Below are 13,249 nucleotides of genomic sequence, written 5' to 3'. Positions count from 1 at the left end.
CACGCCCTTCACGCCAACCGGTTCTCGATCAGGAACGCCGCGAGCTTCTCACCGGCATCCCCCTCATCGGTGATCTTCACGCCCGCCTCACGCGGCGGCTTCTCACCCAGGCCGATCACGATCGACCGCGACCACTCCGTCGAATGCGGATCGATCCCCAGATCCTCCAAAGTGATCGTCTCGAACGGCTTCTTCTTCGCCGCCATGATCCCCTTGAAATTCGGGAACCGCGCATCCGGCAGCGCCTCGGTGATCGAGATCACCGCCGGCAACTCCGCCTCCACCGTCACCGTGCCGCCGTCGGTCGCCCGCACCCCCGACACCGTGCCCTCTCCGATCTCGACCGAATTCAGCATCGTCGCCGCCGGCACATTCAGCAGCTCGGCCACCATCACCGGGATCACCCCGCCCGAACCGTCGGTCGACAGGTTCCCGCCGATCACCAGATCGAAACCCGTGCGCTGCAACGCCGCCGCCAGCACCTGCGCCGTCAACCCCAGATCCGCACCCAGCAGACCCTCGTCGACGACCTGCACCGCCGAGCCCGCACCCATCGCAAGACCCTTGCGCACCGTCGCCGCCGCATCACCCGACGCCATCGACAGCACCACGACCTCGGTGCCCTCATGCGCGTCCGCGTACGAGAGGGCCACCTCAAGGGCACGCTCCCCGATCTCGTCGATCACACGCTCCGACGCGCCACGATCGGCAAGACCCGTCTCCAACGACAGCTTGCGATCCCCATAGGTATCCGGGACCTCTTTGACCAGGACGACGATCTTCATTTCGCTCCGCTCCGTCGGTGTCTCGAGTCTACGGGCACCCGATACCGTGAAAGGGAAGACGGGAGGCGCCGCATGCCCAGGAACGCCCCGCTGCCGGTCGATCCGATCGCCGAGGCCAAACGCCAGTGGGTGGCGCACGGCTGGCAGGATGCCGCGGCCGGCATGACCCTCGTCACGTCGATCATGCGCGCCCACCAGCTGCTGCTGTCGCGCATCGACGCGACGCTGCGGCCGTTCGGCCTGTCGTTCGCACGGTACGAGATGCTGCGACTGCTCGGCTTCACGCGCACAGGACGGATGCCGATGGCCAGCGCGATCGCACGACTGCAGGTGCATCCGACGAGCGTGACGAACACCGTCGAGCGGCTGACGCGCGACGGGCTCGTCGAGCGCGAGCCGCACCCGGTCGACGGGCGCGCCGCGATGCTCGTGCTGACGGATGCCGGGCGAGACCTGGTCGAGCGGGCGACGGCGGCGCTCAACACGAACGTGTTCGACAGTCCGGGTCTGCCCGAACAGGACACGGCGGAGGTGGTGCGGCTCATCGCGCGTCTGCGCAAGGGGGCGGGTGACTTCACCGATCCGCGCCCACTGCCCGACCCGCTGTAGTCGCGCGTCACCGGTTCTGGAAGTCGGGAGACCGCTTCTCGCGGAAGGCGGCCATGCCCTCCTTCTGGTCGGCGGTGTCGAACAGCGACGCGAAGACGTGGCGCTCGAAGCGCAGGCCTTCGGCGAGCGGCGTCTCCATTGCAGCATCCAGCGCCGCCTTCGCCGCGTACAGCGACGGCAGCGACTTCGACGCGATCGTGTCGGCGACCGTGCCCGCCTCGTCGAGCAGCTCGGCGGCGGGCACCACCCGCGACACCAGCCCCGCACGCTCGGCTTCGGCGGCATCCATCATGCGACCGGTGAGGATCAGCTCGGCGGCCTTGTAGTAGCCGACCGCGCGGATGAGCCGCTGCGATCCACCCATGCCGGGGATCACCCCGAGGTTGATCTCGGGCTGCCCGAATTTGGCCGAGTCGGCGGCGAGGATGATGTCGCACATCATCGCCAGTTCGCAGCCGCCACCGAGGGCATAGCCCGACACCGCCGCGATCACGGGGGTGCGCACCGCCGCGAAGTCGGCCCAGCCCCCGAAGTGATCGCCCATCACCATGTCGAGGCCGGTCTGCGACTCCATCTCCTTGATGTCGGCGCCCGCTGCGAATGCGCGCTCCGATCCGGTCACCACGATGGCGCCGATCGCGGTGTCGGCGTCGAAGGCGGATGCCGCAGCGACGATCTCGCGCATCACCTGCGTGTTCAGCGCGTTGAGCGCCTCGGGCCGGTTCAGGGTGATCCACCCCACCCGCCCGCGCGTCTCGACCAGGATCGTCTCGTATTCGGCCACGGTGTCTCCCTCAGGCATGTGCGGACTCGGCGCGGATCGTGTTGATGATCCCCGAGAAATCCTGCCCGGCTCCCGGACCCGACGCGAACTCGCGGTACAGCTCGCGCGCCAGCATCCCCATCCGCGCCGAGACGCCGGACGACGTCACGGCGTGCTCGGCGAGCCCGAGGTCCTTGTCCATGAGCACCCCCGCGAACCCGGGTGCGTAGTCGCGGTTGGCGGGACTGGTCGGCACGGGCCCCGGCACCGGACAGTTGGTGGTGAGCGCCCAGCACTGACCCGAGGCGTTGGATGCCACGTCGAACAGCGCCTGGTGATCGAGCCCCAGCTTCTCGCCGAGTACGAATGCCTCGGCCACGGCGATCTGCGAGACGGCGAGGATCATGTTGTTGCACACCTTCGCCGCCTGGCCGAGACCAGCGCCGCCGCAGTGCACCACGCGGCGTCCCATCGCCTCCAGCAGCGGCTGCGCCGCGGCGAAGTCGTCGTCGGAGCCGCCCACCATGAAGGCGAGCGTCGCGTTCTCGGCGCCGACCACGCCTCCCGACACGGGGGCATCCACCGAGCGATGCCCCGCCTGTTCGGCCAGCGCGTGGACAGCTCGCGCGTCGTCGACCGCGATCGTCGAGCAGTCGATGAACAGGGTGTCGGGTTCGGCGGTTTCGAGCAGCCCGGGCGCGCCGTCGATGCCGCGGTAGGCATCCAGCACCTGCGCGCCCGTCTGGAACATCGTGATGACGACCTGCACACCGGTCGCGACGGCGGCGGGCCCCGATTCGGCGACCTCGAGCCCTGCGGCCCGCCCGGCATCCCGCGCCGGCTGTGCGACGTCGAAGCCGACCACCTCGTGACCGGCGCCGGCGAGGTTGGTGGCCATGGGCAGGCCCATGTGGCCCAGTCCGAGGAAAGCGATGCGCATGTGTCAGCCCTCCAGCAGCTTGCGCCCGACGATGACACGCATGATCTCGTTCGTGCCCTCGAGGATCTGATGCACCCGCAGGTCGCGCACCACCTTCTCGATGCCGTAGTCCTGCAGGTAGCCGTACCCGCCGTGCAGCTGCAGTGCCTTGTTGGCGACGGTGAACCCGGCATCGGTCGCGAACCGCTTGGCCATCGCGCAGGCCATCGAGGCATCCGGCGCCTTCGCGTCGAGTGCGGCGGCGGCTTCGCGCAGCAGCGCGCGTGCGGCCGCGAGCTCGGTGGCCATGTCGGCGAGGGTGAAGACGACCGACTGCTTGTCGGCAAGCGGCTCGCCGAACGTGAAACGCTCGTGCACGTAGCGCACCGCGCGGTCGAGTGCCCATTGCGCACCGCCCAGAGAGCATGCGGCGATGTTGATGCGTCCGCCGTCGAGGGCGGACATCGCGATCTTGAAGCCCTGCCCCTCGGTGCCCAGCATCGCCGACGCTGGAACACGCACCTCGTCGAGGATGACCTGCCGGGTCGGTTGCGCCTTCCAGCCCATCTTCTTCTCGTTCGGCCCGAACGTGAGGCCCTCTGCGCCGTCGGGCACGAGGAATGCGCTGATGCCGCGTGCACCGGGCTCGCCGGTGCGGGCCATGACGATGTAGATGGCCGAGGAACCGGCTCCCGAGATGAACTGCTTGACGCCGGTGAGCACGAACTCGTCTCCGTCGCGGATCGCAGAGGTCGCGATGGCGGCGGCATCCGACCCGGCGCCGGGCTCGGTGAGGCAGTAGCTGCCGAGAGCCTCCATCGTCACCATGCGCGGAAGCCACGTCTGTCGCTGCTCGTCGTCACCGTAGGTGTCGATCATCCAGGCGACCATGTTGTGGATCGTGATGTACGAAGCGATCGTGGGGTCGCCGTGGGCGAGCTGCTCGAAGATCGCGGCGGCATCCGACCGCGCGAGCCCCGTGCCGCCGACGTCCTCGCGCACATAGATGCCGCCGAGCCCGAGCTCGCCCGCGGCGCGCAGCACATCGAGCGGGAAGTGCGAGCGCTCGTCCCACTCGAGCGCGTGGGGCTCGAGTTCGGATGCCGCGAAGTCACGAACGGCGTCGAGGATCGCCTCCCGCTCGTCATCGCTGATGGGGTCGGCCGGGGGGTTCGTGATCGTCGTCGACACGGTTTCTCCTTGACATCCGAGGCGGCGCCCTCGTGAGGCATCCTGCTCAGTCTCTACGCCCGACTATGGGCACAGTGACGATTTTACATGGATGTCCTAATAAATGACAGGACGACGGAGATGTTGAGCGCGTTCGCCCGCCGTTCACCCGGTGGCCACCGGGAACCGTTACGACTGGCGCTTGCCGTGCGTCCGCGCGGCGGAACCGATCCGGAGGAACCCGATGCCCTCGCTCTCACCCCGACGCACCGCCGCCGCCGCCGGTGCGGCTGCCTGCGCGCTCGTGCTCACCGCCGTCGCTCCGGCGACCGCGGCCGTCGTGCCCGCTCCCATCACGTACTCCGCCGACGACGCGGCGCTGTCGCTCACGCCGATCAGCTCGTTCGAGACCGGCGTCTTCGACGAGTCGGCGGCCGAGATCGTGGCGGCGCATGGCGATCGTCTGTTCGTCGTCAACGCGCTCGCCGGCTCGGTGAACGTGCTCGACTACTCGACGCCGACCGCGATCACCCCCGAGTTCTCGCTCTCGTCCGACGGCGTCGCCAACTCGGTCGCCGTCCGCGCGGACGGCCTCGGCGTCATCGCTTTCGAGGCGCCCGTGAAGACCGACCCGGGCCACCTGGTCTTCTTCGACGCGACTGCCGATGACGCGGCATCCGCCTACCTCGGCGAGGTCGCCGTGGGCGCCCTGCCCGACATGGTCGCGATCGCCGCCGACGGCAAGTACGCGGTCGTCGCCAACGAGGGCGAGCCCGACGATGACTTCGAGATCGACCCCGAGGGGACGGTCAGCGTCGTGAAGCTGTCGAACAAGGTCAAGGCTTCGTCGCAGAAGGACGTCAAGACCGCCGACTTCCACGCCTTCGAGGAGGGCGGTTCGATGACGCTGCCCGCCGACGTGCGCGTCTTCGGGCCGCAGCCGCACGGCGACGACCACCCCGTCAGCCGCAACCTCGAGCCCGAGTACGTGGCGATCGACGGAAACACCGCCTACGTCGCACTGCAGGAGGCCAACGCCATCGCGGTCGTCCAGATCCCGAGCGCGCGGGTCACCGGCATCCTTCCCCTGGGCTTCAAGGACCTCTCGCTCGCCGAGAACGCCCTCGACCCGAGCGATCGCGACCCGCGGGACGCGCCGACCTTCGACCTTCGCACGTACGAGGGCCTCAACGGCGTCTACATGCCCGACGGGCTCAACGCCTACCGCACCGGCGGTCAGACCTACCTCGTGACCGCGAACGAAGGCGACGCCCGCGAGTGGGGCGACTATGTCGAGGCCTCCCGCGTGAAGGATCTCGAGGATGACGGCTACGGTCCGGTGTGCGACGACAGCCCACTCGCGGCCTACACGGATGACGCCGAGCTCGGCCGCCTCAACGTGACGATCGAGGACGGGTTCGACGCGGCGAACGGCTGCTACAGCGAGCTGTACGCGTTCGGCGGCCGCTCGTTCTCGATCTGGACCACCGCCGGCGAGCAGGTCTTCGACTCGGGTTCGGCGTTCGAAGAGATCACGTACGCGGCTGCACCCGACTTCGTCAACTCGAACCACTCCGAGACGGTCCTCGAGGGTCGCAGCGACGACAAGGGCCCCGAGCCCGAGAACCTCGCCATCGGCGAGGTCGACGGCCGGACCTACGCGTTCATCGGCTTCGAGCGCGTCGGCAGCGTCGCCGTGTTCGACATCACAACGCCCGCTGAGAGCGTCTTCGTCACCTACGTCAACAACCGCGACTTCTCGGTCTCGGTCGAGGACGACGGCGAGGAGTACCTGTCGCAGGCCGGCGACCTGGGCGCCGAGGGCCTCGCGTTCATCCCTGCCGCCTCGTCCCCCACCGGCGCACCGCTGCTCGCGGTCGCGAACGAGGTCTCGGGTACGACCACGCTGTTCGCCATCACGGCGCACTGACGACAAGCGACGGCCCCGTCCGCTCCACTGGGGAGCGGGCGGGGCCGCCGTCATTCTCAGGCAGACGCTGCGATCAGGGCAGCGTCCAGGTGGCCGGGGGCTTCTCCTGGCCGTAGAGCCAGATCTCGAAGAACTCGTCGAGGTCCTGCCCCGACACCTCTTCGAAGATCTCCTCGAAGTCGGCGGCGGAGCCGGTGCTGTCGTCGTAGCGTTCGACCCACAGCTTGGCGCCCTCGAAGAACGCCTCGTCGCCGACCTGCACGCGCAGGGCGTGGAGGGTCGCTGCACCCCGGTTGTAGACCTGGGTGGCGAACAGGCCGAGCGGACCGGGGTCGCCGATCTGGAAGGACCAGTACGAGTCGGCGCGCGTCGTGTTGTACCAGCTGTTGTACGAGGCCTGCGCCGAGCGGATCCCGCGCTCCTCGTTCCACATCCAGGTCGCGTAGGTCGCCCAGCCCTCGTTGAGCCAGATGTCGGCCCAGCGGTGCGGGCTGACCGCATTGCCGAACCACTGGTGCGCGAGCTCGTGCGCGACGGTGCCCTCGCTCGCCGAGCTGGAGTAGACCGGGCGGGTCTGGGTCTCGAGCGCGTATCCGACACTGTCGTTGTCGACGATCGCGCCGTACGAGTTGAACGGGTACGGCCCGAACAGCTCCTCGAACAGATCGATCATCGCGACCTGGTGCCCCAGGCTCGCGTTCGTGGTGGCCATGCGCGACGAGCTCAGCTTCGTGTCGACCGCGTCGATGATCGGCACACCGCTGCTCGAGTAGTACGTGTCGCGCAGGTCGAAGTCACCGACCGATGCGGTGGTCAGATAGCTGGCCTGCTCGTCGGGGGCATCCCAGAACCAGGTCGTCAGCCCGTTCGCGGTGACCGGATCCTGCGACGGCAGCCCGTTCGCGACGGCCACCTTGCCCTCGGGCACGGTGATCTCGAAGCTGTAGCCGGCCTTGTCGGTCTGGTGGTCGCTGACCGGGTACCAGGTCATCGAGCCGTCGGGCTCGCTGACGACCATGGCGCCGTCGCGGGTGGTCACCCAGCCGTACAGGGCTCCCTCGACGTCGGTGGGGCGCACCGTGGTGCCGCCGTACTCGACGACGACCTGGAAGCTCTGACCGGCCTTGATCTTCGGGCGCGGCTGCACGACGAGCTCCCAGATGCGGGCGTCGTCGTCCTGAACCTGCCAGTAGGCTGCGCCGTCGACCTCGGCACCGGGCTCGGGAACCGCGATGCCGGTCGCCTTCTTCCCACCGACCGTGAGGGCCGAAACCGTCATGCCGCGCAGGTCGAGGTTGAACCGGTCGAGGTCCTGGGTGGCGACGATGTCGATCGTCGCGACACCGCTGAACTGGCCCTCGAGAGGGGCCGGCGACGCGGCGGGCGGCGTGTAGTCGACATCGAGGTCGTAGTGGACGACGTCGTAGCCGCCGTTGCCCGAGTACGGGAAGTACGCGTCGCCCGCGCCCTCCGCACCCGGGGTGTACCGGGGCTGGCCCGGCTTGCCCGGCGCGGCGATGGCGCTGGAGGCGCCCACCCCGCTGATTGCGACGAGTGCTGCGATTCCCGCAGCAGTCATCGTCGTACGCAAACGCTTCATTGCTCTCCCTCTTATTTCGTCCCCAGACGATCTGAACTCTAGGGGAGCCTCATTGCGAACGACAGCCATCCTTTGTTACAACTTTGCGTCTGCTCGGGCGGGACGGGCGGGGTCGTAGCGCTGGACTAGCGTGGAGCCGTTCAGGTGCGGTGCGCGCGAGGGGAGTCCATGTGGTCACGGGTGAGCTCAGGCGTCAGGTCGATCGGGTGTGGGATGCCTTCTGGTCGGGCGGGATCGCGAACCCGGTCGAGGTGATCGAGCAGATCACCTACCTGCTGTTCATCAAGCGCCTTGACGATCTGCACACCAAGGCCGAGAAGAAGGCGGCCCGGTTCGGCGACGAGATCGAGAACCCCGTCTTCCCCGACGGGTACGACAGCGACCTGCCGGGCCGACGCCCCTACCGGGATCTGCGGTGGAGCGTGTTCACCAACTACTCCCCCGCCGAGATGTTCGAGGTGGTCTCGGAGCACGTCTTCCCGTGGCTGCGACGCCTCGGCGCCGAGGGGTCGAGCTATGCGCGCAACATGCGTGATGCGCGATTCACGATCCCGACCCCGGCGCTGCTCACGAGGGTCGTCGACCTGCTCGCCGAGATCCCGATGGACGACCGCGACACCAAGGGCGACATCTACGAGTACATGCTGATGAAGCTGTCGACGAGCGGCACGAACGGCCAGTTCCGCACCGCCCGTCACATCATCCAGCTGATGGTGGACCTGCAGCAGCCGCGGCCCGACGACCTCATCATCGACCCGGCCGTGGGCACCGCCGGGTTTCTGGTCACCGCGGAGGAGTACCTGCGCGAGCATCACCCCGAGATCTGGACGGATGCCGCGACCCGCGACCACTTCAACGGGCCGATGTTCACCGGCTACGACTCCGACGCGGCGATGGCGCGGATCGCCAGCATGAATATGCTGCTGCACGGCGTCGAGAACCCCACGATCGAGCGCGCCGACTCGCTGTCCGAGGGGCATCCCGGCCTCGATCAGTACACGCTGGTGCTCGCGAATCCGCCGTTCGCCGGTTCGCTCGATGACGAGACGGTGTCGAAGGATCTGCAGAAGGTCGTGAAGACCCGCAAGACCGAGCTGCTCTTCCTCGTGCTGATGATCCGGATGCTGCGCAACGGCGGCCGCGCCGCCGTCATCGTGCCCGAGGGCGTGCTGTTCGGGTCGAGCAATGCCCACAAGGGCGTGCGCAAGATGCTCGTCGACGACCACAAGCTGGATGCCGTCATCAAGCTGCCGAGCGGAACCTTCAAGCCGTACACCGGGGTGTCGACGGCGATCCTGCTCTTCACGAAGACCTCGTCGGGAGGAACCGACCACGTGTGGTTCTACGACGTGCGCGCCGACGGCATGACCCTCGACGACAAGCGCACCCCGATCGAGGCGAACGACCTGCCCGACGTCTTGGCGCGCTGGCGGTCGCTGGATGCGGAGGCGTCGCGGCAACGGACCGATCAGTCGTTCCTCGTGCCGCGTCAGGAGATCGTCGACAACAACTACGACCTCTCGCTCAACCGCTACAAGGAGATCAAGCTCGAAGAAGTCGAGCACCGCTCGCCCACCGAGATCCTCGACGAGCTCGATGCCCTCGAGGTCGAGATCCAGGACGGCCTGAAGCGGCTGCGGGAGGTGCTGGCATGAATACGGTTCGCCTCGGAGAGCTCATCAGCCCCGTACAGGGACGGGCTGGTGAGAGGCAGTTGCCGGTCTACTCCGTAACGAAACATATGGGTTTCGTGCCATCTGCCGAGTACTTCAAGAAGCAGGTGTTCTCGAGCGACATCTCGACGTACAAGGTGGTTCACGAAGGCCAGTTCGCATACGCCACTATTCACCTCGACGAGGGCTCCATCGGTGTTGCGCCTACCACCTGCGTCATCAGCCCGATGTACACGGTGTTCTCGGTTGATGAAGCGCGCGTCGCGCCCGATTATCTGATTCGCTTCTTGAAGTCCCCGCGAGCGCTGGCGTCGTACCCTCGTCTGGGCCGCGGAACCGCCGAGCGTCGAAAGTCCATCTCGCTCGACGCACTCGGCCGCCTTGAAGTCCCCCTCCCACCCCTCCCCGAGCAGCGCCGCATCGCCGCCATCCTCGACGAGGCCGAAGCGCCGCAAGAAAACCGGGAACGATCGGCAAGGCTGATGGTTGAGTTGCTGGCCGCAGAGTTCCACGCGATCGCTACTCGCGCCACGACGCGAGTCCCACTATCCGAGGTCGCGGTCATTCGCGCGCCTCTAGTCGATCCTCGTTCACCTGAGGTCCGTGATCTTGTCCTGTACGGTTCAGATGCGATCGAAACCGGAAGTGGAGTTCTCACGCACGCAGGTTCCGCGGCTGCGCAAGGAGCCATAAGTGGTAAGTACCTCGTGACCGACCGAGCAGTTATCTACTCGAAGATTCGGCCTGCGCTCAACAAGGTCGCGATTATTGAGGGGCCTGCCCTGACAAGCGCAGACATCTATCCGCTCTCACCGGCGAAGGGGCGCCTGCGCCATGAGTACTTGGCGTTCGCCTTGCGCAGCCCAGACTTCCTTCGCTACGCGGCGGCATTGAGCTCCCGCGCCCAGATGCCCAAGCTGAATCGGGAGTCGCTGTTTAGGTACCAGATTCGCCTGCCCTCGATGGGGGACCAACGGTTCTTTTCGCGAGCGGTGCATGAGGCGGAAGGCGTACGCGCGAGTTGCGGGGCCGCTAGGCGCGCCCTCGACGAACTCTTCGCGTCCCTCCAGCACCGCGCGTTCCGAGGAGAGCTATGACCGACCCCACCGACGACACCACCATCGGCTCGTGGTGGACGTTCATGCGCCCGATCCTCGAGGTTCTCGAAGACGGCCAGACCTGGGCCAAGCGAGACATGGAGCGCGCCGTGAGCGACCGCGTCGGCTTGACGGCTGAGCAACGCTCCGAGCTGCTGGCCTCGGGCCAGACGCGGGCGACCAACCGCATCGGGTGGGCTACCTCGGCCCTGCGGCGCGCGAAGGCGCTCACCGCCCCGTCGCGGGGATCGTTCCAGATCACCGATACGGGCAGGCAATTGCTCCAGATCATCGCCGGCGAGATCCGCGAGTCTGACCTCGAGACCCACGCGCCGGCTTACAACGAGTACGTGCCGGCCCGTAGGCAACGGGCGAGCGAGCCGACCTCGCCGACGACAGCCTCGACCGTCGCGGATCAGAGCCCCGACGACCTGATCGACGCGGGCATTCAGCTCATCGAAGACGACACCAAGGTGAAGCTGCTCGATCGGCTACGGGGCACCGACCCGACCTACTTCGAGACCGTCGTGCTCAGACTGCTCGTCAAGATGGGCTACGGGCGCGACGGCAAGATGACGAAGCTGGCCGGCTCGGGCGACGGCGGGCTCGACGGAGTGATCGACCGAGACGAGCTGGGTCTCAGCAAGATCTACATCCAGGCCAAGCGCTATGCCGAAGAGGTCACGATCGGGCGGCCGAAGATCCAGGAGTTCGTGGGGGCTCTCGCGACGCGCAGCGCGACCGTCGGCGTCTTCTTCACCACCAGCCGCTTCACACGAGAAGCCGTCGAGACAGCCGAGCGTGTGCACCAGGATGTCGCGCTCGTCGACGGCATCCGTCTCACGGAGCTGATGATCAAGCACCGCGTCGGCGTCGAGGTCGCCCGCACGGTCGACATCGTGAAGCTCGACGAGGACTTCTTCGCCGACGAGTGAGGTGGCCGCTCACCCGGTCGGGACCCGGTTACGCAGGTTGCAGGTCGTTCAGGACCGGTGTGCGCTGTGGTGCCGGCACGTCTTCGCCATTGGCGTACATGTCGCTCAGCACCTCGGACAGAACCTCGCGCAGACCGGCCGCCGCGTCGACACGTGTGCCCGCAACCCAACTGAGCGAAGGGAACTCGCGCACGACAGCGACGAACTCTCGGGACTCTCGATCAACCCCGACGAGCAGAGCGTAGTCGTCGACGGTGTATCGCATGCTTGCACCTCCCCACGCCTCACGATCCATTCTGCACCCGTTCGATCGCTGCGAGGAGCTGCTTCACTTGATACGGCTTGGCTGAGCCGTGATCGTTCTGCAGATTCACGCGGGGGTCACCAGCCCAGGGAGTCTTGTAGACCGCGTGGCTGGACCTTCGTTGACGTGGCGGACCGAAATAGGCCTCGGCGACCTTGCACACGTCGGCATAGCGCACATTTGCGGGACTGGTACGCATCCGCTGGATGATGTCGTCGATCGAGTTCCCCACGGCAAAGATGCTACGGACCACCTGCGACAGGCGAGGCGGTCGGCCCGCCCCGGGCGAGCACACTCCGGGGCGGGCCGTCTGGACTACAGATGCGGGTAGGCCGACACCGTCGAGTCGAGAGGAACCTCCCAGAACGAGGTCTCCCACGCGACGGTGCCACCCGCGGGCACGCGGTCGGTGAAGGTGAAGTCGACACCGACGACCTTGCCCGAGGCATCGCGGGCGATCAGGTCGATGCGCACCAGGTCCTGATCCTCCGAGAACGCCGAGACGAGCTGCCCGGTGACCGTCATGCGGTCGTACTCGGGCCCGGTCGTGATGTTCTGGATCGTCATGTGCCCCGTCTCCTCTGCCGCCGAGTAGGTCGCCTCGCTTGCGACCGGACCGCGCACCTCGAGATGGTCGATCGTCGCTGAACCGATGTCGAAGAACGTGCCGATGTACCACGACTCACCACTGAGAATCGTCGTGTAGGTGCTGTCGGAGTCGATCAGCACTCCCGCGGCGTCGTAGGCCTCGACCGAGATCTCGGCGAACCCGAACACGTAGTCGTCGTTGGGGTTCGTGACCTGCACGGCATACCACCCGGTGCCCTGCTGAACGTCGACACCGAACGCGGTCTCGCCCAGTTCGAGGTCTGCAGGTGCGGCAGAGGCAGGTTCCTCCTCGGGCTCTTCGTCATCGGCAGCCGGCTCGGCAGCGTCCTCGGACTGCGAGGCGGGCTGCTCGTCGCCGGCGCTGGGGGCAGCAGGCCTGTTCAGCGAGCCGACCACGACGACGAACACGATCAGCGCGGCGACCACCGACACCGGCACGATGATCGCCGGGCGCCGGTACCACGGCTTTTTCAGCGAGACGGCGGCAGCGGAAGCCACCGGGGGCGAGGTCGCGCCGTCAGCGTTCAGCGGTGCGGCGGGCGCAGGCGCGGCCGCCTGGGACGGCACGCCGTCGGTGGGGTAGGCGGTGTGATCCGTCCAGGCGGTGCCGTCCCAGTACCGCCGGGCTGCAGCGTTGTGCGGGTCGGGGTACCAGCCGGCAGGCGACGTGACGGGATCTGCCGACTCGTTGGACTGATCGGATTCGGGGCGCCCGGACGCGCCGCCGTTGAGGTTATCGGACATGACAGAAGGTCCTTCTGGTCGTTCGAGGCGCACACCTCGGGCGTGCACCACCGGCCGACGGCCAGTAGAGCAGGACACACCAGGCCTCCGACATTGCGACGACGCGTCGCG

At 67.4% G+C, this 13,249-nt stretch carries 13 protein-coding genes; 5 read left to right on the top strand and 8 right to left on the bottom strand.

Annotated elements, in window-relative coordinates:
* Nucleotides 1-8: 8 nt before the first annotated feature.
* Nucleotides 9-785, bottom strand: a complete 777-nt coding sequence (locus ABD663_RS12075; RefSeq protein ID WP_344738859.1) for an electron transfer flavoprotein subunit beta/FixA family protein — start codon at nt 783-785, stop codon at nt 9-11.
* 72 nt (nt 786-857) lie between these two features.
* On the opposite strand from ABD663_RS12075, the gene ABD663_RS12070 reads away from it, so the two are divergent.
* A complete protein-coding gene (locus ABD663_RS12070) occupies nt 858-1,394 on the top strand; it encodes a MarR family winged helix-turn-helix transcriptional regulator (RefSeq protein ID WP_344738857.1) in 537 nt (178 codons plus the stop codon).
* Nucleotides 1,395-1,401: 7 nt separating this feature from the next.
* Here ABD663_RS12070 and ABD663_RS12065 read toward each other — a convergent pair whose 3' ends face one another.
* From ABD663_RS12065 to ABD663_RS12055, 3 genes are read right to left on the bottom strand one after another with little or no spacing between them, the layout of a single operon-like run.
* Nucleotides 1,402-2,178: an enoyl-CoA hydratase gene (locus tag ABD663_RS12065; RefSeq protein WP_344740231.1), complete on the bottom strand. Its 777-nt coding sequence runs from the start codon at nt 2,176-2,178 to the stop codon at nt 1,402-1,404.
* Nucleotides 2,179-2,188: 10 nt separating this feature from the next.
* Complete coding sequence (gene mmsB, locus ABD663_RS12060) at nt 2,189-3,097, bottom strand: 3-hydroxyisobutyrate dehydrogenase (protein ID WP_344738855.1); 909 nt, start codon at nt 3,095-3,097, stop codon at nt 2,189-2,191.
* 3 nt (nt 3,098-3,100) lie between these two features.
* Nucleotides 3,101-4,267, bottom strand: coding sequence for an acyl-CoA dehydrogenase family protein (locus ABD663_RS12055; protein WP_344738853.1), 1,167 nt, complete (start codon nt 4,265-4,267; stop codon nt 3,101-3,103).
* A 223-nt stretch (nt 4,268-4,490) separates the two neighbouring features.
* Here ABD663_RS12055 and ABD663_RS12050 point away from each other — a divergent pair, with 223 nt between their 5' ends.
* Nucleotides 4,491-6,176: a choice-of-anchor I family protein gene (locus ABD663_RS12050; RefSeq protein WP_344738851.1), complete on the top strand. Its 1,686-nt coding sequence runs from the start codon at nt 4,491-4,493 to the stop codon at nt 6,174-6,176.
* A gap of 73 nt (nt 6,177-6,249) precedes the next feature.
* On the opposite strand, the gene ABD663_RS12045 is transcribed toward ABD663_RS12050, so the two are convergent.
* Nucleotides 6,250-7,755, bottom strand: a complete 1,506-nt coding sequence (locus ABD663_RS12045; protein ID WP_344738849.1) for a M1 family metallopeptidase — start codon at nt 7,753-7,755, stop codon at nt 6,250-6,252.
* A gap of 191 nt (nt 7,756-7,946) precedes the next feature.
* Between ABD663_RS12045 and ABD663_RS12040 the strand changes: the two genes are divergently transcribed.
* From ABD663_RS12040 to ABD663_RS12030, 3 genes are all read left to right on the top strand, one after another.
* Nucleotides 7,947-9,431, top strand: coding sequence for a type I restriction-modification system subunit M (locus ABD663_RS12040; protein ID WP_344738847.1), 1,485 nt, complete (start codon nt 7,947-7,949; stop codon nt 9,429-9,431).
* Nucleotides 9,432-9,517: 86 nt separating this feature from the next.
* Nucleotides 9,518-10,546, top strand: a complete 1,029-nt coding sequence (locus ABD663_RS12035; RefSeq protein WP_344738845.1) for a restriction endonuclease subunit S — start codon at nt 9,518-9,520, stop codon at nt 10,544-10,546.
* Nucleotides 10,543-11,481 (top strand): restriction endonuclease, encoded by a 939-nt coding sequence (locus ABD663_RS12030; protein ID WP_344738843.1) that lies wholly within the window; start codon nt 10,543-10,545, stop codon nt 11,479-11,481. Before ABD663_RS12035 ends, ABD663_RS12030 begins: the two co-directional genes overlap by 4 nt.
* Nucleotides 11,482-11,509: 28 nt before the next feature.
* Here the strand turns inward: ABD663_RS12030 and ABD663_RS12025 are convergent, their stop codons facing one another.
* From ABD663_RS12025 to ABD663_RS12015, 3 genes are all read right to left on the bottom strand, one after another.
* Nucleotides 11,510-11,746, bottom strand: a complete 237-nt coding sequence (locus ABD663_RS12025; protein ID WP_344738841.1) for a hypothetical protein — start codon at nt 11,744-11,746, stop codon at nt 11,510-11,512.
* 19 nt (nt 11,747-11,765) lie between these two features.
* Nucleotides 11,766-12,017, bottom strand: coding sequence for a toxin HicA (locus tag ABD663_RS12020; protein ID WP_344738839.1), 252 nt, complete (start codon nt 12,015-12,017; stop codon nt 11,766-11,768).
* An 83-nt stretch (nt 12,018-12,100) separates the two neighbouring features.
* The gene (locus tag ABD663_RS12015) at nt 12,101-13,138 is read right to left on the bottom strand and encodes a DUF2510 domain-containing protein (protein ID WP_344738837.1); all 1,038 of its coding nucleotides are present in this window, start codon (nt 13,136-13,138) and stop codon (nt 12,101-12,103) included.
* Nucleotides 13,139-13,249: the final 111 nt, after the last annotated feature.

Origin of the sequence: Microbacterium awajiense (assembly GCF_039536545.1) — a bacterium.
Classification (GTDB): domain Bacteria; phylum Actinomycetota; class Actinomycetes; order Actinomycetales; family Microbacteriaceae; genus Microbacterium; species Microbacterium awajiense.
The sequence above is the reverse complement of the archived record's forward strand: the minus strand, read 5'-3'. Positions and strand labels throughout refer to the sequence as shown.